Origin of the sequence: Nocardia noduli (assembly GCF_019038455.1) — a bacterium.
Lineage (GTDB): Bacteria > Actinomycetota > Actinomycetes > Mycobacteriales > Mycobacteriaceae > Nocardia > Nocardia noduli.
The window spans coordinates 12,942-31,279 of record NZ_JAFMPL010000099.1; the positions used below are offsets into that span (position 1 = coordinate 12,942).

General features: G+C 68.8%; 24 protein-coding genes. 17 read left to right on the top strand and 7 right to left on the bottom strand.

Features of this window, described 5'->3' with window-relative positions:
• Positions 1–2 precede the first annotated feature (2 nt).
• From JZ792_RS33210 to JZ792_RS33260, 12 genes are read left to right on the top strand one after another with little or no spacing between them, the layout of a single operon-like run.
• Complete coding sequence (locus JZ792_RS33210; protein WP_216916847.1) at positions 3–950, top strand: NifU family protein; 948 nt, start codon at positions 3–5, stop codon at positions 948–950.
• Positions 947–1,582 carry a DUF5947 family protein gene (locus JZ792_RS33215; RefSeq protein WP_216916848.1) on the top strand — a complete coding sequence of 212 codons (636 nt, stop codon included), beginning with the start codon at positions 947–949 and terminating at the stop codon, positions 1,580–1,582. The genes JZ792_RS33210 and JZ792_RS33215 overlap by 4 nt, the downstream gene beginning before the upstream one ends.
• Positions 1,579–2,238: a DUF6084 family protein gene (locus tag JZ792_RS33220; protein ID WP_308165555.1), complete on the top strand. Its 660-nt coding sequence runs from the start codon at positions 1,579–1,581 to the stop codon at positions 2,236–2,238. The genes JZ792_RS33215 and JZ792_RS33220 overlap by 4 nt, the downstream gene beginning before the upstream one ends.
• Positions 2,235–3,587, top strand: a complete 1,353-nt coding sequence (locus tag JZ792_RS33225) for a hypothetical protein (protein ID WP_216916849.1) — start codon at positions 2,235–2,237, stop codon at positions 3,585–3,587. The genes JZ792_RS33220 and JZ792_RS33225 overlap by 4 nt, the downstream gene beginning before the upstream one ends.
• 7 nt (positions 3,588–3,594) lie before the next feature.
• Positions 3,595–3,714 (top strand): DUF6893 family small protein, encoded by a 120-nt coding sequence (locus tag JZ792_RS43595; RefSeq protein ID WP_405182150.1) that lies wholly within the window; start codon positions 3,595–3,597, stop codon positions 3,712–3,714.
• Position 3,715: 1 nt separating this feature from the next.
• A complete protein-coding gene (locus JZ792_RS33230) occupies positions 3,716–4,207 on the top strand; it encodes a hydrogenase maturation protease (RefSeq protein WP_216916850.1) in 492 nt (163 codons plus the stop codon).
• A 2-nt stretch (positions 4,208–4,209) separates the two neighbouring features.
• Positions 4,210–4,452, top strand: coding sequence for a HypC/HybG/HupF family hydrogenase formation chaperone (locus tag JZ792_RS33235; protein WP_216916851.1), 243 nt, complete (start codon positions 4,210–4,212; stop codon positions 4,450–4,452).
• On the top strand, positions 4,449–6,719 hold the full coding sequence (hypF, locus tag JZ792_RS33240; RefSeq protein WP_216916852.1) for a carbamoyltransferase HypF: 2,271 nt from the start codon (positions 4,449–4,451) through the stop codon (positions 6,717–6,719). The genes JZ792_RS33235 and hypF overlap by 4 nt, the downstream gene beginning before the upstream one ends.
• A 16-nt stretch (positions 6,720–6,735) precedes the next feature.
• Positions 6,736–7,065 carry a HypC/HybG/HupF family hydrogenase formation chaperone gene (locus JZ792_RS33245; RefSeq protein WP_216916853.1) on the top strand — a complete coding sequence of 110 codons (330 nt, stop codon included), beginning with the start codon at positions 6,736–6,738 and terminating at the stop codon, positions 7,063–7,065.
• Positions 7,062–8,174 carry a hydrogenase formation protein HypD gene (gene hypD, locus JZ792_RS33250; RefSeq protein ID WP_216916854.1) on the top strand — a complete coding sequence of 371 codons (1,113 nt, stop codon included), beginning with the start codon at positions 7,062–7,064 and terminating at the stop codon, positions 8,172–8,174. The genes JZ792_RS33245 and hypD overlap by 4 nt, the downstream gene beginning before the upstream one ends.
• Complete coding sequence (hypE, locus tag JZ792_RS33255) at positions 8,167–9,252, top strand: hydrogenase expression/formation protein HypE (RefSeq protein WP_308165556.1); 1,086 nt, start codon at positions 8,167–8,169, stop codon at positions 9,250–9,252. The genes hypD and hypE overlap by 8 nt, the downstream gene beginning before the upstream one ends.
• Before the next feature lie 16 nt (positions 9,253–9,268).
• Positions 9,269–10,102: a DUF6390 family protein gene (locus tag JZ792_RS33260; protein ID WP_254190698.1), complete on the top strand. Its 834-nt coding sequence runs from the start codon at positions 9,269–9,271 to the stop codon at positions 10,100–10,102.
• A 64-nt stretch (positions 10,103–10,166) separates the two neighbouring features.
• Here the strand turns inward: JZ792_RS33260 and JZ792_RS33265 are convergent, their stop codons facing one another.
• The 3 genes from JZ792_RS33265 to JZ792_RS33275 form a co-directional block, all read right to left on the bottom strand.
• Positions 10,167–11,084, bottom strand: a complete 918-nt coding sequence (locus JZ792_RS33265; RefSeq protein WP_216916855.1) for a fructosamine kinase family protein — start codon at positions 11,082–11,084, stop codon at positions 10,167–10,169.
• A gap of 161 nt (positions 11,085–11,245) precedes the next feature.
• Positions 11,246–12,121: a TIGR03619 family F420-dependent LLM class oxidoreductase gene (locus JZ792_RS33270; protein ID WP_216916856.1), complete on the bottom strand. Its 876-nt coding sequence runs from the start codon at positions 12,119–12,121 to the stop codon at positions 11,246–11,248.
• A 52-nt stretch (positions 12,122–12,173) separates the two neighbouring features.
• A complete protein-coding gene (locus JZ792_RS33275) occupies positions 12,174–12,680 on the bottom strand; it encodes a VOC family protein (protein ID WP_216916857.1) in 507 nt (168 codons plus the stop codon).
• Positions 12,681–12,829: 149 nt separating this feature from the next.
• On the opposite strand from JZ792_RS33275, the gene JZ792_RS33280 reads away from it, so the two are divergent.
• A complete protein-coding gene (locus JZ792_RS33280) occupies positions 12,830–13,453 on the top strand; it encodes a TetR family transcriptional regulator (protein WP_216916858.1) in 624 nt (207 codons plus the stop codon).
• 6 nt (positions 13,454–13,459) lie between these two features.
• On the opposite strand, the gene JZ792_RS33285 is transcribed toward JZ792_RS33280, so the two are convergent.
• Positions 13,460–13,876 (bottom strand): nuclear transport factor 2 family protein, encoded by a 417-nt coding sequence (locus JZ792_RS33285; protein ID WP_216916859.1) that lies wholly within the window; start codon positions 13,874–13,876, stop codon positions 13,460–13,462.
• 90 nt (positions 13,877–13,966) lie between these two features.
• On the opposite strand from JZ792_RS33285, the gene JZ792_RS33290 reads away from it, so the two are divergent.
• A complete protein-coding gene (locus JZ792_RS33290; protein ID WP_216916860.1) occupies positions 13,967–14,545 on the top strand; it encodes a PadR family transcriptional regulator in 579 nt (192 codons plus the stop codon).
• 116 nt (positions 14,546–14,661) lie between these two features.
• Complete coding sequence (locus JZ792_RS33295; protein WP_216916861.1) at positions 14,662–14,859, top strand: hypothetical protein; 198 nt, start codon at positions 14,662–14,664, stop codon at positions 14,857–14,859.
• Positions 14,860–14,875: 16 nt separating this feature from the next.
• Here the strand turns inward: JZ792_RS33295 and JZ792_RS33300 are convergent, their stop codons facing one another.
• Entirely contained in the window at positions 14,876–15,256 is a 381-nt protein-coding gene (locus tag JZ792_RS33300; protein ID WP_216916862.1) for an OmpA family protein, read from the bottom strand.
• Between JZ792_RS33300 and JZ792_RS33305 the strand changes: the two genes are divergently transcribed.
• Both JZ792_RS33305 and JZ792_RS33310 read left to right on the top strand, forming a co-directional pair.
• A complete protein-coding gene (locus tag JZ792_RS33305; RefSeq protein WP_216916863.1) occupies positions 15,255–15,479 on the top strand; it encodes a hypothetical protein in 225 nt (74 codons plus the stop codon). The genes JZ792_RS33300 and JZ792_RS33305 overlap by 2 nt on opposite strands.
• Before the next feature lie 255 nt (positions 15,480–15,734).
• Positions 15,735–16,598, top strand: coding sequence for a hypothetical protein (locus JZ792_RS33310; RefSeq protein ID WP_308165557.1), 864 nt, complete (start codon positions 15,735–15,737; stop codon positions 16,596–16,598).
• 30 nt (positions 16,599–16,628) lie between these two features.
• Here the strand turns inward: JZ792_RS33310 and JZ792_RS33315 are convergent, their stop codons facing one another.
• Complete coding sequence (locus JZ792_RS33315; RefSeq protein WP_308165558.1) at positions 16,629–18,245, bottom strand: MFS transporter; 1,617 nt, start codon at positions 18,243–18,245, stop codon at positions 16,629–16,631.
• Positions 18,246–18,248: 3 nt separating this feature from the next.
• On the bottom strand, positions 18,249–18,338 hold a 90-nt coding region (locus JZ792_RS33320; RefSeq protein ID WP_216916876.1), incomplete at its 5' end, for an SHOCT domain-containing protein.

An 18,338-nucleotide genomic window follows, 5' to 3' on the forward strand; every position in this document is an offset into this window, starting at 1 on the left:
CGATGGACGTTCGTCCGTGGGACCGGGACGGTGCGGCGATCGAGGAAGGCGCACGGAACGAGGAGGGCCACTGGCGGGGGGCGGGCGAACGGATCGAAACCCTGCTCGACGCGAGTTCGGCGGGCGGCGCGATGGCACGCGAACGGGCCGAACAGTTGGTCCGCGAGGTGTCCGACCTCTACGGGGCCGGACTGGGGCGGGTGCTGGAACTGGTGGACGCCGCCTCGGTCGAGCGGCTGCTGCGCGACGATCTGGTGGCGAGCCTGCTGCTCGTGCACGGCCTGCACCCGCACGACGTCCACACCAGGGTCGCCACGGCGCTGGACAGTGTGCGGCCCTACCTCGGCTCGCACGGCGGCGACGTCACCCTGCTCGGGGTGGCAGACGGAGTGGTCAGCCTCGAATTGACGGGCAGTTGCAAGACCTGCCCGTCCTCGTCGGTGACCCTGGAACTCGCGGTGGAGGAGGCGGTGCGCGCCGCCGCGCCGGAGATCGAGTCGATCGAGGTGGTCGCCGCAGCACCGGAATCCGAATCCGGCGTGATCTCCGCAGACTCGCTGTTCTCCCACGTGCACGCACGAACCGATCACCCGCCGCATCAGGGCGGGAGCTGGGTCACGGTGCCGGAACTGGGCGCCATCGGCCCGGGCGAGGTCGGCGGGTTCGCGGTCGCCGGACAGCAGGTGCTGGCCTGCCGGGTCGGCGACGACCTGTACGTCTACCGCGATCACTGCCCCTCGTGCGACAACTCGCTGGCGGGCGCGGCACTGCACCGCAGGATGGGATTCGCCGTCGGTGACGCCGTGCTGCGCTGCCCGGTCTGTCACGCGCACTACGACGTAGTGCGCGCGGGCGCGCGGGTCGACGGCGACGGCCATCTCGAACCGCTGCCCGTCCTCGTCCGCGACGGCGCGCCCGCGGTCGCGGTCCCGGCGGGGGTGAGCGGATGACCTCGCCGCTGCGCGTGCTGCGCCGGATCGCCGCCGACCGCACCCCGGCCCCGCGCGCGGGCGAACGCTGCGAGATGTGCGCAGATCCGCTCGGCGACCGACATCAGCATGTCGTGAATGTCGAAGGGCGACAACTGATGTGCGTATGCCGCGGCTGCTATCTGCTGTTCACCGACAGCAGCGCGGCACTGCGGTATCGCGCCGTGCCGGACCGCTACCTGTCGTTCCCGGATTTCACCATCGCCCAAGCCGAGTGGGACGCGCTCGACATCCCCGTCGGCCTGGCCTTCTTCTTCGTCAACTCCGCGTTGGATCGCACCGTGGCCTTCTATCCCGGGCCCGCGGGAGCCACCGAATCGGAACTGTCGCTCCAGAGTTGGCGCGATCTGCTCGCCGCGCACCCCGAACTCGACGTGATCGTGCCCGATGTCGAAGCGCTGATGATCCGGGTACCGGCGCGCGGCACCGCGCACGCCGCGTGCCTGCTCCTGCCGATCGACACCTGCTACGAATTCGTCGGACGGATGCGGATGCTGTGGCGCGGATTCGACGGTGGCCAGGACGTGCACCGCTATCTCGACGAATTCTTCACCGAGGTCTCCGCCCGAGCCCGCCCCGGTGGTGCGGCGTGAGTCCGGCGTACGCGACGACCTTCGCGGTGCTCGGCATGGCCCCGCAGCCCTATGCGGTGACCCCGACACTGTCGGCGCGGATCGGGATCGCCGCCATCGGCGACGAACCGGTCCACGCCCTCGTGCTCCGCGCCCAGGTGCGGATCGAACCGCATCGCAGGCCCTACACCGACGAGGAGGGCGCGGGCCTGACCGACCTGTTCGGACCCAGGGAACGCTGGCGCGACACCCAACGCTCGTTCCTCTGGATGCATTGCGCCACCACGGTTCCCGGATTCAGCGGCGGCGCCGAGGTGGATCTGCCGTTGCCGTGCACCTACGACTTCGAGGTCAGCGCGTCGAAATACCTGCACGCGTTGCGCGAAGGCGTCGTTCCCCTGGTTTTCCTGTTCAGCGGAACCGTGTTCATCAGGGGCACCAGCGGTTTCGCCGTGCAGCAGATTCCCTGGGATCGCGAGGACAGGTATTCGATGCCGGTGTCGGTGTGGCGCGATCTGGTCGCCGCGAATTTTCCCGACGCGGGCTGGCTGCGGCTGAACCACGCCACCATCGCGGCACTGGCCGCCTTCAAATCCGGTCACGGCCTGCTCGATTTCGACAGCGCGATCGATCGCCTGCTCACCGATGTCTCCCATCCGGCACAGGATTCGCCGTGACGCGCGAACTCGCGGGGACGGCGGCGGCGCGGGCCAGGGCTCGCGCGGTGGCCGACGCCGTGCTGTACGAGGGCTATCTGCTCTACCCCTACCGGGCGAACTCGCGCAAGAACCAGTCGCGCTGGCAGTTCGGTGTGCTCGGACCGCCGGGCGCCGCCGAAGCCGGATTCGGGGAGGACGCCGGGCTCGGCGCGCAATGTCTGCTCGAAGCGAGCGCAGCGGCCACGCTCACCCTGACCGTCAGGTTCCTGCAATTGCAGCGGCGGCAGGTGCGGGACGCCGACGCGAACCCGGTACCGGAACTGACGGTGGGTGAGCGGACGTGGATCAGCTGGGACGAGGCCGTCGAACGGGAGATCGTCATCGGCCCGGTGCCGATGATCGCGGCGACGACACCGTTCGACATCCCCGGCGGCGTCGACACCGAACCGCTCACACACGCCGACGGCACCCCGGCCGGACAGGTGGTACGCACCAGGTGTGGGCTCAGAGGCGAACTGACACTGTCGGTCGAACCCGTCGACGGACTCCTGCGCGCGAACCTCGCGCTCGCCAATACCGGCGCGCCCGCCTCCGACAGCGACGACGCCATCGCCCGATCCATGATCGGCGCGCACATCATCGCCGAAGTCGCCGAGGGCCGATTCCACTCGCTGCTCGAACCCCCGCCGCACGCCGAGCGGGCCGCGGCGGAATGCACCCGGCACCGATGTTTTCCGGTGCTCGCCGGTCCGTCGGGCGAACACCGGCTGATGCTCGTCTCGCCGATCATCCTCTACGACCACCCCGAGATCGCCGAACAGAGCGAGGGCCCGCTGTTCGACTCGACCGAGATCGACGAGATCCTGACCCTGCGCGTGATGACGATGACCGACGAGGAGAAGGCCCAGGCCCGCGCGACCGATCCGCACGCCGCCGCCGTCATCGACCGCTGCGACGCGATGACCCCCGACGCCATGGCGCGACTGCACGGCGTCCTGCGCGACCCGCACCTGCGGCAACCGCCGGGACTGGTGCCCGAGGTCCCGCAGGGCGTGGACTGGTGGGATCCACTCGCAGACACCGCCGTGCGCCCCGAATCCGACGCGGTCGCCGTGGCCGGGGTCATGGTGCGCAAAGGCAGCCGGGTGCGGCTGCGTCCGTCGCGTCGCGCCGACGCGCACGACCTGTTCTACGACGGCCGGGCCGCACGGGTGGTGACGGTGCACGAGGACGTCGACGGTGACGCCCATATCGGTGTGGTCATCGAGGACGACCCCGCCGCCGAACTGCACGAATGGTACGGCCGCTATCTCTATTTCGCGCCCGACGAGATCGAGCCGCTCGACGGCCCGACAGAGGAAAGGTAGGTCCGTCATGGAGACGGTGGGAGTCATCGCACTCGCCCTGGTCGCCGCCGGAGCCGTATTCGGCGTACTGGTGGGCGTGCGTTCGATACCGGATGTCAAGCGGTACATGAAGATACGCCGGATGTGAGATGACGGCGCGGATACTCGTCGCCGGGATCGGCAACATCTTCCTCGGCGACGACGGCTTCGGACCGGAAGTGATACGGCGACTGCCGCACTATCCGGCCGATACCGTGCGCGTCGTCGACTACGGCATCCGAGGTATGCACCTGGCCTACGACCTGCTCGACCCGTGGCAGGCACTGGTGCTCGTCGACGCGCTGCCGCGACGGGAGCAGCCGGGACGGATAGAGGTATTCGCCGCAGACCCCGACACCACCGGCGCGACGGGTCTGGACGCGCACGCGATGGATCCGGCCGCGGTGTTCGCCGGCGTCCGCGCGCTGGGCGGCACGCTGCCGCCGACGGTCGTCGTCGGCTGCCGGATCGCCACGGTGGCCGAGGGCATCGGACTGTCCGAACCCGTCGCCGCCGCGGTGACGCCCGCCCTCGACGCGGTGGGCGAGGTGCTCACCGACCTCATGGCGGCGCAACCGCTCACGACCCGACCGGAGGTGTGAGCATGTGTCTGGGCATTCCCGGCCGGGTCGTGGAGATCCCCGACGGCTACCACGGACAGATCGGGCTCGTCGACGTCTCCGGTGAGAGCCGCAAGGTCAATATCGGCCTGCTGGAGGACGATCCGGCCCGACCGGGCGACTGGGTGATCATCCACATGGGTTTCGCGGTGGAGAAGACCGACGAGGCGGGCGCGGTCGAGGCGATGGCCGGACTCCGGCTGCTCGGACGAGGAGAGCAGCCGTGACCGCGGCGCGCCTGCGCAGGCGACTGCTGGTCCGCGGCGTGGTGCAGGGCGTGGGATTCCGGCCCTTCGTCTACACCACCGCGGCCGAATTCGCCCTGACCGGGCGGGTGTACAACGACAGTTCGGGAGTGGTCGTCGAGGTCGAGGGCGCGCCCGCCGAGGTCGACGCCTTCTCGCGTCGGCTGCGGGAACGGCCACCGCCGCTCGCGGTCGTCGAATCCGTCGAGGAACACACCGTCGCGGTGCGCGGCGGCACCGGCTTCCACATCGCGGACACCACCCGCCACGACGGTGGCCGCACCCTGGCCTCGCCGGACGTGGCGATCTGCGCGGACTGCGTCGCCGAACTACGCGACCCGGCCGACCGGCGCTACCGTCACCCGTTCATCACCTGCACCAACTGCGGTCCTCGGTTCACCATCATCGCGAGCCTGCCCTACGACCGGGCCCGGACCTCCATGGCCGATTTCGCGATGTGCCCGCGCTGCGCGACCGAATACCACGACCCCGCCGACCGCCGTTTCCACGCCCAGCCCATCGCCTGCCCCGACTGCGGCCCACGCCTGACCTACCACGGGCCCGGTCCGGGCGACCCGATCACCGCCGCGCGAAACCTGTTGCGCGACGGGGGAATTCTCGCCGTGAAGGGTATCGGCGGCTATCACCTGGCCTGCGACGCGACCGACGAGGCGGCGGTCGCCCGCCTGCGTCACCGCAAACGCCGCGGCGACAAACCGTTCGCGGTGATGGTGCCCGACCTCGAGCGCGCCCGCACCGTCGCCGACGTGGATGCCCGGGCCGCGACGCTGCTCACGGGCCCGCAACGCCCGATCGTGCTGCTCGGCGGTCGAATGACGCTGGCGGAATCGGTGGCACCGGGGATACCCGATCTCGGGGTGCTGCTGGCCTACACACCGCTGCACCTGTTGCTGTTCGGATTGCCCGGCGACGAACCCGGCCCCCAGCATCTGGTCATGACCTCGGGCAATCGCGGCGGCGAACCGATCTGCTACGACGATCGCGACGCGCGCACCGGACTCGCCGGTCTCGCCGACGCCTGGCTGTCGCACGACCGGCGGATTCTCGTGCCCTGCGACGATTCGGTGGTCCGACTCGTCGACGGCGAGGAACTGCCGGTCCGGCGCTCGCGCGGCTATGCCCCGCTGCCGCTGACCCTGCCGACGCCGGTTCCGCCGACCCTGGCCGTCGGCGCCGACCTGAAGAACACCAGCGCGGTCGGCGACGGCCGCTACGCCTGGCTCAGTCAGCACATCGGCGATATGGACGACCTCGCGACCCTGCGCGCCTTCGACGACGCCACCGCGCACCTGTGCGCCCTGACCGGCGTGCGACCGGAACATCTGATCGCCGACGCGCACCCGCGCTACCGCTCCACTCGATGGGCACACGAGCACGCCGGTACCCGACCGGTGCGCACCGTGCAGCACCACCACGCCCACATCGCCGCCGTCATGGGCGAACACGGCCTCGGTGCCGAGGACACCGTGCTCGGCATCGCCTTCGACGGCACCGGTTTCGGGCCCGACGACGCCATCTGGGGCGGTGAAGTGCTCGCGGCCGGATACAAGGGCTATCGGCGGCTGGCCCACCTGAAATACGTGCCGCTCGCCGGTGGCGACGCGAGCGTGCACCGCCCCTACCGGATGGCCCTCGCCCACCTGTGGGCCGCCGGACTCGACCGGGCCGAGGGGATTCCCTCGGTGCGCGCCTGCCCCGCCGACGAACGCGCGATCCTGTCGCACCAGTTCCGCACCGGACTCGGCTGCGTCCCGACCTCGAGTATGGGACGTCTCTTCGACGCGGTGTCCTCGCTGGCCGGGGTACGCCACCGCGTCGACTACGAGGCACAGGCGGCGATCGAATTCGAGGGACGCTCGCGCGGTGTCGACCCCGGCGCGCGCCGGTATCGCTTCACGATGGATCACTCGACCGACCCCGTCGGGATCGACCCGGCCCCGGTGATCGCCGAGGTCGTGACCGACGTGCTCACCGGCATCCCCGCGGGCGTGATCGGTGCGCGCTTCCATGCCGCCGTGGCCGGATCGATCGTCGAGCTCGCGGCCGAATTCGCGGCCGAGACCACCGCCGTCGCGCTGACCGGCGGGGTATTCCAGAACGCGCTACTGCTGTCGACCGCGCGAAGACTGCTGCGCGAGAAAGGTTTTCACGTCATCACCCATCGGAGGCTGCCACCCAACGACGGCGGTCTCTCGTTCGGGCAACTGCTCGCGGGTAACGCGGGCTGAGCGGAAGGAGGCAACGATGTGCCTGGCAGTTCCGGGGAAAGTGCTCAGCCTGCGAGAACGTGACGGCACGCTGATGTCGACCGTCGACTTCGGCGGCGTGCACAAGGATGTGTGCCTGGAATACATTCCCGACGCGGTCGTCGGTGACTACGTGGTGGTCCACGTCGGGTTCGCCATCCAACGGCTGGACGAGGAGTCCGCGCTGCGCACCCTGGCCGAATTCGAACATCTCGGTGTGCTGAACGAGGAATTCGGCGACGGGTTCGCCCTCGCCGCCAGACAGGCCGGACTCCCCGATCCCACCGATTCGCAAACCCGTGACGACGACCCGGAGGTGACGTCATGAAATATCTCGACGAATTCAGTGATCCGGAACTGGCGAAGAATCTGCTCGACCAGATCCACGCGGCGACCAACCGTCGCTGGGCGATCATGGAAGTCTGTGGCGGACAAACCCATTCGATCATCCGCCACGGCATCGACCAATTACTGCCCGACGAGATCGAGATGATCCACGGACCGGGATGCCCGGTGTGCGTCACCCCGCTCGAAGTGATCGACAAAGCGCTCGAGATCGCCGCGACGCCCGGCGTCATCTTCTGCTCCTTCGGCGATATGCTCCGCGTCCCGGGCAGTGAACGCGACCTGTTCCGGGTCAAGAGCGAAGGCGGCGACGTCCGCGTCGTCTACTCGCCGCTGGACGCGCTCACCGTCGCCAAGGAGAACCCCGATCGGCAGGTGGTGTTCTTCGGCATCGGATTCGAGACCACCGCGCCCGCCAACGCGATGACGGTCTACCAGGCCAAGAAGCTGGGCATCGAGAATTTCTCGCTGCTGGTCTCGCACGTGCTGGTACCCCCTGCCATCGCCGCGATCATGGAATCGCCGGAGTGTCGCGTCCAGGCGTTCCTGGCGGCGGGACATGTATGCAGCGTGATGGGCACCGCCGAATATCCGCCGCTGGCCGAGAAGTACCGGGTGCCGATGGTGGTGACCGGATTCGAACCGCTCGACATCCTGGAGGGCATCCGCCGCACCGTGGTCCAACTCGAACAGGGCAGGCACGAGGTGGAGAACGCCTATCCCCGCGCGGTGCGCGCCGAGGGCAATCCGGCAGCCAAGACCATGCTCGCCGACGTCTTCGAGGTCACCGACCGCGCCTGGCGCGGGATCGGCGTCATCCCGCGCAGCGGCTGGCGACTGTCCCCGCGCTACCGGCACTACGACGCCGAACAGCGGTTCTCCGTCGACGATCTGCGGACCGAGGAATCGGCGATCTGCCGCTCCGGCGAAGTACTGCAAGGGCTGATCAAACCGCACGAGTGCGCCGCCTTCGGCAAGCAGTGCACACCGCGAAATCCGCTGGGCGCCACCATGGTCTCCTCCGAGGGCGCCTGCGCGGCGTACTACCTGTACCGCCGACTCGACCTGCCGGCGGAGGTGGCGCATGCGTAAGGAGCCGATGGGGGGCGCCGGGGAACCCGCCGTCGACATGAACGGATGGGTCTGCCCGATGCCGCTGCGTGATTCGCCCACCATCGTGATGGGCCACGGCGGCGGCGGCGCGATGTCCGGTGAACTCATCGAGCATCTGTTCCTGCCCGCCTTCGGCGCGGCCGCCGACGCCGGTCTCGGCGATTCCGCGGTCGTCACGATCGGCGGGGCGCACCTGGCGTTCTCCACCGACTCCTTCGTGGTCAAACCGCTGGTGTTCCCCGGCGGCTCGATCGGTGATCTCGCGGTCAACGGGACGGTCAACGATCTGGCCATGTCCGGCGCGCGGCCGATGGTGCTCTCTACGGCGTTCATCCTCGAGGAGGGGACCGCGCTCGCCGAGATCGCGCACGTGGCCGAGGCCGTCGGCACGGCCGCGCTCGCCGCCGAGGTCACGCTGGTCACCGGTGACACCAAAGTGGTCGACGCCGGACACGGCGACGGCATCTTCATCAACACCGCGGGTATCGGCGTGCTCGACGACGGCGTCGATATCCGGCCGCAGCGGGCGCGTCCCGGTGACGTCGTCCTGGTCAGCGGCGATATCGGCGTACACGGCATCGCCGTGATGAGCTGCCGGGAAGGTCTGGAATTCGGGACGACCGTGTGCAGTGACACCGCGCCGCTGCACGGCCTGGTCGCGGCGATGCTGGCGACCGGCGCCGATATCCACGTCCTGCGCGATCCGACCAGGGGCGGGGTCGCGGCGACCCTCAACGAGATCGCGGGGGTCGCGAAGGTCGGCGTATCGCTGACCGAACGCAGACTGCCCGTGCCCGCCGCGGTCCGCGACGCCTGCGGCCTGCTCGGCCTGGACCCCATGTACGTGGCCAACGAGGGCAAACTGATCGCCTTCGTCGCCCCCGAGGACGCGGACAGGATCCTCGCCGCCATGCGCGCGCATCCCCTCGGCGCCAAAGCGGAGATCATCGGCGTCTGCGTGGCCGAGCACCCGGGCATGGTGGTCGCGCGCACCGCCCTCGGCGGCACCCGGGTGGTGGACCTGCCCGCGGGCGAGCAGCTGCCGCGGATCTGCTGAGAGCGAGCCCCGGGAGATGATCGGCGGTCGAGCGAACACGCGGGCCGATGGCCACCCGACGAACAGCGCTTCGGCGCCGGAGGTCGCGGCAGGCAGCGGCGCGGACGTGTTCGCCCGATTCGCCTACGCACCGAACGATCTCGGCTACTGCGGCCCACCGGACGCGACCGCGCTACGGGAGGGCACCGTCGCGCAGGTCCGCGCGGCCGCCCGCCGATTCTCCGGCGCGTGGCCGTACCTTCGGGTGATGGCGCGCATGACGGGCATCGCCGATCCGCTCGATCGCCGCCTGGTCGAGTCGTACTGGCTGGGCGGCGGTCTCGGCGCCGATCTCGACCGCGAGGCGTTCGCCCACGAACTCCTCGCGATGCTCGGTCCCGCCGCCGGGCACTACTGGAAACACCTGACCTCCGACCTGGCGCGCGAGGCCGCCCCGAATCACTGCTTCCACGTCTTCGGCGTATACCCGTGGTCGCGGCTGCTGGGCGTCGGCTCCGGCGAACATCCACTGCGCATCCTCGACGACTGCCGGATCACCTGGGCCGTGGTGCGGGCACGCCGTGGCGACGAGATCACCGTGGAATGCCGCCGCCTGCTCCTCGACGGCTCCCGATTACGCCTGTCCGCGCCGGAGACGCGATCCGTCACCGCGGTGTCGTCCACGCGTCGCCTCGCCACCGAAGCCGATATCGGCGATCGGGTCGCACTGCACTGGGGAAGAGTGTGCGGTCGGATCGACGAGAACCTGACCCGCGTGCTCGCGGAGGCCACCGAACACCAACTGCGGGTGACGAATGCGCGCCTGGCCGCCGCAGGCGGACCGGACCCGGCGTGTTCTGTACATCGGTGAACGTCACCGTGGCCGAACCGGCCGTGGAATCGTTCTCCCGGCCGCCGCGGTCACCCGTCGCGCGTTACTCGCGGGATGAACTGTGCCCCGCCGCCAGCGCCGTACCGGCGGCGGTGAGGGTCTGTTCCCGATAGGTGGCGCCGTAGAGCACCGTGTGCACCAGCAGCGGGTGCAGTTGGTGCAGGGCCACCCGGTCGCGCCAGCCGTCGGCCAGGGGACGGATCTGCTGGTAGGCGGCGAGAATCCTGGGCAATTGCGGCGCGCCGAACAGCGCCAGCATGGCGAGGTCGGTTTCGCGGTGCCCGCCCTGGGCCGCGGGGTCGATGAGCCGGGCGCGGTCGCGGCTCCAGCGCAGATTTCCCGACCAGAGGTCACCGTGGATGCGCGCGGATGGTTCCGGCGGACCCGCGAGGGTCTCGACGCGGTCGATGACCTGCTCGATCAGCCGGGTGCCCTCGGTCCCGAGGTGTTTCGCGGCCGCGGGCAGGAAGGGGGCGAGCCGGTATTCGGCGTACCACCGCGGCCAGCCGAGCGTCGGCGCCGCCGTCGACGATCCGTTCACGGTGGGCGGCGCCTCGATATCGCGGACCTCGGTATTGTCCAGCGGTAGTTCGGCGATGCGGCCCGGCCACGGTGCGCCGAACACGCCGGGGGAGTTCGCGTGCAACTGGGCGAGGTCGCGGCCGAGTTGTTCGGCGGTGGCGGGAGTGGGGGTGGTCTCCGGTAGCCAGGGCAGCACCAGCAGGTGGTCGTCGACGGCGAGTACCTGCGGTACGGCCTTCGGCGCGGCCTCGGCCAGCCAGCGCAGGCCCGCGGCTTCGGCGGCGAGGACCACGGCGTGGTCGGGCGCGGATTTGACGAACACGTCGCGCCCGTCGGACAGGATCGCCCGATGCAGCGTCCATCCGTGGCTGGGGCCGAGGTCGGCTATCCCGCGTACCGTTCCCCCGAGCAGCTCACCGAGCCGCACCGCCAAACTCATGACACCTCCGTGGACGTGAGCACCCGACGGGTTCGACCCGCCTCGCACCCGACCCGGCCTGCCGCCCGGTTCCCGCACTCAGCGTGTCGGGCCGTAGCCGAGCGTACGCACGGGTCGATCCCACGTCCCGGTATCGACGTCGACCGGGCCTTTCGCGGGTCTCAGTTCCCGGTCGCGGCGATGACCCTTTCGGCGAACTTGGTGAGGTTCCTGATCTTGACGTCGAGCGGTTCGGTGTCGTGTTCGGTGGTGTAGGGATTGCGGAAGCCGACTATGACATCGGTGATGCCCTTGTCCTCGAGCCGCTTGATGCCGTCGACGGTGAATCCGTCCAGCGAGATGACGTGCACTTCGAAATCCTTGCGTGTGCCGTACTCGGCGCGCAACGTGTCGAGTTCGGCGAGCAGCCGGTCCAGCTCGGCCGGATCACCGCCGGCGTGCATCCAGCCGTCGCCGCGCTGGGCGGCGCGGCGCAGCGCGGGTTTGCTGTGGCCGCCGATGAGGATCGGAACCGGTTCGGTCGAGACCGGGTTGATCTTGATCGGCGGCAGGTCGTAGAACTCGCCGTGGAATTCGAAGTAGCCGCCCGCGCACAGCCCGCGCACGATGTCGATGCATTCGTCCATCCGGGCGCCGCGCTTCTCGAACGGCACCCCCATGATCTCGAAGTCGTCGGGCCACGGGCTGATGCCGACGCCGAATCCGAACCGGTTGTTGCTCATCGCCGCGAGCGAGGCGGCCTGTTTGGCCACCAGTACCGGCGGCCGGATCGGCAATTTGACGACGAACGGCGTCACGCGCAGGGTGGTCGTCGCCGCCAGGATCGCGGCGGAGAGCACGAACGCCTCGACGAACGGCTTGTCCTCGAGGAATTCGCGATTGCCGTCGGGGGTGTAGGGGTAGGTCGAATCGGATTCCTTCGGGTACGCGATGCTGTCGGCCACCGTGATCGAGCTGTATCCGGCGGCTTCGGCGGCCTGTGCCAGCGGCACATAGTACGACGGGTCGGTCATGGCCTCGGCATAGGTGAATCGCATCTGGATTGCCTTTCGTCCCTGTAGTTTTCGTGGCTGATACGGTTCCGGGCCGCTATACCCACGGGTTCGTGTGCCCGTGGGGGACGAGCCGGTCGAACACGGCCTTCATCTGCGCTGACAGTCGCATCAATTCGACGCAGGTGCCGATCGACCCGCCGTCGAGGTAGGCGAATTCCATGCCGGCCCCTTCGAGGTCGCCCTCGGCGATGATCTCGGTGCCCGCGGCGCGCGCTTCGGCGAGTGCGGCGTCGAAATCGTCCGGTATGTAGGCGATGTGGTGCAGTCCCGCGCCGGATCGGGTCAGGTACTCGGAGTACGGACTGTCACCGGCGCGTGGCGCGATCAGTTCCAGTTGCTGGCCGCCCGCGTAGCCGAGTGCCACCGCGACGGTGTAGTCGGCGGGCCGTCCCCGGTAGCGGCAGGTGCGCGGCCCGAAGCGCACCTCGTCGAGCGCGAACCATTCGGTGACGCCGTAGCGGTCGGCGAATTCCGCTGTGGCCGAGGTGATATCGGGTACCACCCAGCCCAGCTGGAAGATCGGTCCGGCGGCGATGGTCATCGGACGCCGCCTCGTGCGCGCAGAGCTGTCCCGTCGGCCGCCGTCGAGCGGCCGATATCGGACAAGACTGGAACGCGTTCTAATCGCACCACCCCAATTAATCATCAGTGCTTAACATCGTCAAGACTACGATTTAGTAGGGTTCGCCCATGCACACCGATGATTCGCGCTCGGCGCTGCTCGACGCCGGCGAACGACTCATCGCCGAACGCGGCGTCGAGGTACCGCTGCGCGATATCGCGGCGGCCGCCGGTCAGCGCAACAACTCGGCCGTGCACTACTACTTCGACTCCCGCACCGGGCTGATCGAGGCCATCGTCGACCGTCGCATGAACTGGCTCGAGCAGCGCCGCATGGAACTGCTCGCCGCCCACGAAGCCGACGGCACCGCGCACGACCTGCGCGCGCTGGTCACCATGCTGGCCGACCCGATCCTCGAACTCCTCGACCGCTCCGGGGTCAGCCACTACGGCCGTTTCCTCGAGGTCGTGCGCACCCACCCGGTGATCGCCGACGCGCGCCGCCTCGCCGGATCCGACCGCGCCGCCGTGCGCATCATCGCCACCCGCCTCACGGCCGCGCTCCCGCATCTGCCCCCGCGTCATCGTCGGCGACGCCTGGAAACCATGGCGACGGTGCTGTTCGCACTCGTCGCCGACTACGAACGAACCCTGGAATCGGGGGTGCGGGCACCGAGGCCCGACGATTCCGGGGAGATCGTCGACATGATCGTCGCCATGATCACCGTCCCGATGACCGCCGCCGCGGACTGAACGCCCCTACAGTCCCGCGCTGCCGTTCTCGATCGCGGCCGCGGCCTCGGTCTTGATCCGCTCGAACTGCGCGCCCATCGCCTCGGCCAGGGCGGTGGCGGCCGAGAGCGGACGCACCATGACCGTGAAGTCGTCGATTTTGCCCTCCTCGTCGAAATGCAGGAAGTCGCAGCCGCTGAGACGTTTGCCCGCCACCGTCGCCTCGAAGACGAAGGCGTGATCACGGCCGCCCTCGTCCGCGATCTCACGTACGTAGCGGAAGTCCTCGAAGACCCGCATCACCGCGCGCAGGATCGCCGCGGTGATGGGTTTGCCCGGATACGGCGAGAACGCCACCGGGCTGGTGAACACGACCTCCTCGGCGAGCAGTGCCTCGACGGCGGCCATGTCCCGGTCCTCGACGGCCTTGCGGAAAGGATGCATCCCACACCTCGATTACTCAATTTGTTGACTATGTCTCCGGCACGCTAACCAGGTTCCGCGCCGATGTCCAGATGCCGATAGCCTTGGCCGATGGCGCTACGCAACGCGGTGATGGCCGCGCTGATCGAGGGAGAAGCCTCCGGCTACGACCTGGCCAAGGATTTCGACGCCTCGGTCGCCAACTACTGGATGGCCACCCCGCAGCAGCTGTACCGCGAACTCGACCGGATGGCCGAGGAAGGACTCATCCACACCCGCGTCGTCGAACAGGAACGCAGGCCGAACAAACGTCTGCACTCGCTGACCCCGGCGGGCTGGGAAGCATTGCGGGCGTTCACCGCCCGAACGCCGAAACCCACCGCCATCCGCGACGAACTGCTGGTGCAGGTCCGAGCGATCGACGTCTGCGACACCGCGTCGATCCGCGCGTCCGTCGCCGACAGCAAACTCCGGGCCGAAGCGAAACTGGCCCGCTACGAACGGGGCAGGGCCGCGATGCTCGGCGACCGGAACGAACAGACCTACCTGCTCGAAGCCGAGGCCGTCGGCCCCTACCTCACCCTGCTGCGCGGTATCGCCTTCGAACGCGAGAACATCCGCTGGGCCGACCTCGCACTGGCCACCATCGACCGGCGCGAAACAACTCGACACCGTTGCGATTCCCCGTAATCCGCCCGTCACACGCCGTCGGAACAGGTACCGTCCGAATCGGTTCTGCGGCTGTGGACCTCGGCCGCGAAACCACGGGCATACCCGATACGACCCCGACAGATCGGCCCTGATCGATGGACGACGCCGACCGCGCCCAAGCCCGAGTCTTCCTGCAGCTGCTCGCTGTCCAGGTAGGCAGCCTCACCCGCGAGATCGCCCTGACCGGTTCCGGAAGTTCCGCCACCCGGCGGCTCGAGACCGAGCTACGGGACGTGCGCCGATACATGGACCGGCTGCGGCACCGTTTCCCCGACGTGGTCTCGCACCGCTGAGTTCGTCGGCTCGCGGCTAATCCGAGACGACCTCGATCTTGGCGTTGTCGACGGCGACGTCCGGATCGTTCGGCGCGGTCTCGGCGCGCACGGTGATGCGATCCTTGTCCACTCCCGCCGATTCCAGTTCGGCCGCGACGTTGTCGCCGCGCGCTTTCGCCAAGGCCAGATCCGGACCGTAGGTCGTGACGCGGACCTTTGTGTCGTTGCCCTTGAGCGGGATCGCCACCGCGTTGATGGTCGCCACATCCAGCGCCCCGAGGTCGGAACTTCCGCTGTCGAAGCTGATCGGCGCGGCGGCGACGGCGGCGTTGATGGTGTTCTGGATGGCCTGCTGCGCGGTGTTCAGCGCCGAACTCACCGCGGAGGACGCGGTGGCGGCGATACTGCTGCGCATGTCGTTCGTCGAACTCGACGTGGCGGTGGCGGCGGTGGTCGTCGTCGCCGTTGTCGCCGACGCCGACGAATCCGAATCGCTGTCGGATCCGCATGCGGTGATCATCGTCAGAACGACCGCCGTGGCGGCGATTCCACAAACACTCTTCCTCGATATCATCGGTCTGCTCCTGAATTCGTCGGAGAATCCGTGTGCGTCATATCGATGCGATACCTGGAAATGAACGGAACACATGCCATCCCGATCGCGCGGATGACCCGATGTGCCCGTGTACCGATCCTCGCACACGTGTGACGCATGAGGTGTCTTTTCCACCGCCGCACGGGTTTCGTGGCGGATATGTCCGGGTCGGGACCGTAACAATGAATAGCCGACGGGGCGTAGCCGATGCCGCGACAGCGTAGCGTCGATTCCAGTTGGTTCGGTCGGGCGACTCCGACCCGTTCACGACGAAGGGTAGTGAGCCAGGGTGCGGTCCGTGAAATTATCGATGGCGTTGGCCCGGGAAATGTCGCTGGCCCGCACCCAGTCGGTGACCGGCCTGCTACGCGGAACACCCTACGGGCGCACCCTCCGCCGAGTACTCGAGGGTTTCGCCGATATCCAGATCGCCGATCGTTCGCTGGCATTGGCGGCGCAGATATTCACCTCGGTATTACCCGTCATCATCGCCGCCTCGGTCATCAGCGGCTGGGACGCCGCGGAGAACACGATTCGCGACCAGTTCGGATTCGATTCGGCGGCCCTGGGCGCGGGCCCCGACACCACCGTCGCCGACCCCACGGTCGCGGCGTTCGGCGTGGTCGGACTGTTCGTCGTCCTGATCGGCGGCACCTCCTTCGCGCGAGCGCTCGGACGCCTGTATCAGGTGGTGTGGAAGGTCCCGGCTATCGGCGGGCGTGACGCGTGGCGGTGGCTGGCGGCGCTGCTGACGGTCGCCCTCGCCGCAGGGGTGGTCGGCCAGACCCGCCAACTCGGCCGGATCGCCTACGTCGGCCCGCCGCTGTCGCTGGTGATCGAGCTGATCGTCTGGTCCTTCGTGTGGATTCTCGTGCCCTTCCTGCTGACGAAGGGCGCGTTGAACGGACGGCTGCTCTGGACCTCGGGAGTTCTCACCGCGATCGGATTGTGCCTGGTGCACATCGCGGGCCGGGTCGTGCTGCCTCGCCTGGCGGCCAACGCGCGTGAGCAATTCGGTCCGCTCGGGCTCGCGTTCACCTCGATCAGCTGGCTTTTCGTGCTGTCGCTCGTGATCGTCGGCGCGGCCGCGATCGTCAAGGCCTTCGCTCTCGACGAGACCGCCGTCGGCGGGTTCCTGCGCGGCCGCGACGGCGACGAATAGACCTGTCCCACGCAGGGATTCACGTCGGTGTCACGGCTCCGACGCTGCTCGGGCGCGACCGATCGCGCGCCGAGGCAACAGGCCGGTCGCGAACAGCGCGGCGATGGCGAGCAGCGCGGTCACCGCCAAGGCCACCCGCAGCGCGTCGAGCCTGGCATCGGCGTTGATCTCGACGACCGCGTCGGCCGGCTGACCGGTGACACCCGCGGAGGTCAGCGCGTCCTGCAACTGCGGCGTCGACAGGAACGGCACGCCATCGGCCAGTTCGGTGGACGCGCGCTCGGCCACCGAAGCCGGGACAGCCGGATTGTCCTCGATACCGGCGAGCACCGAACCGGTCAGCGTCGCGATGAGAATCGAGCCGATCAGCGCGGTCCCCAGCGACGCACCGAGATTGGTCGCGGTGTTCTGCAATCCGCCGACCTCGGCGCTCTCCGAATCGGCCACCGAGGACACCGTGATCGCCCCCAGCTGCGACGACAACGCACCCAACCCGAACCCCATGAACAGCATCGGCACCATCACCACGCTCGCGTCGGCCGCCGGATCGACCCCGGCCACCAGCATCACGATCCCGACGATCATCGACGCCAGTCCAACCCGGACCACACGCCGAGGACTCGCGTCCGGCAGGAATTTCGGAATTCCCGCCGCAGCCAGCACCAACGCGGCCGACAACGGCAGGATCCGCAGACCCGTCTCCAGCGCGCTGAGTTCGAGCACCACCGACAGGAACAACGGAACCGAGAAGAAGACACCGGCCTGGATCAGGAACTGGGCGAAGAACATCGTGAGCCCGCCCCCCAATTGCCTGTTGCGCAGGATGCCCGGGCGCACCAACGGCTCGCGGCCCTTCGCCGTCATCCTGATCTGCCAGCGCATGAACCCGTAGAGCACCACCAGCCCGCCCATCAGCAGCCACACCACCGGCGACAACCCGAACACCTGCGGGCCGTTCGGCTTGGACTGCACCCACCCCCACTCGCTCGAACGCAGCACACCGAACACCACCATGCCCAGCCCGAGCACCGAAAGGGCCGAGCCGACGATGTCCAGGCGCACCGCCGAGGAGGCCGGCGCGTCCTCGATACGCCGCAGGACCGCCAGGATCATGACGACGAGTACGACCTCACCGGCGAACACATAACGCCAGGACGCGAAGGTGGTGACGGCGCCGCCGAGCAGCGGCCCCACCGCCACCGCCGCCGCACCCGCCGCGGCCACCAACCCGTATGCGCCCGCGCGGCGTTCGGACGGAAAGTTCGACGCGACCAGCGACACGATCGCGGGCATGATCAGCGCCGCGCCGAGGCCTTCGAGCAGGGACCAGCCCAGCAGCAGTATCGCCAGATTCGGCGCGAGCGCGGTGGTGGTCGAGCCGATGCCGTAGATCACCAGCCCGATCCCGAACGCGCGGCGATGGCCGAGCATCGCGCCGATCTTGCCGCCGGTGATCATCAGGGTCGCCATCACCAGCGTGTACAGCGTGATCGCGGTCTGGATACCGGTGATCGTGGTGCCGACGTCGGCGGCCACCGTCGCCATCGACACATTCATCACGGAACTGTCCAGGGTCATCAGGAACTGGCCCGCGCCGAGAACCGCGAGGACCAGGCCCGCGCCCGCTCGCGTCGGCGCGTCGCCCACCGGTCAGGACGCCAAGATCTTTGCCTTCATGGCATTGAACTCGTTCTCGTCCAACACACCCTGCGCTTTGAGCTCCCCGAGGCGCTGCAAGGC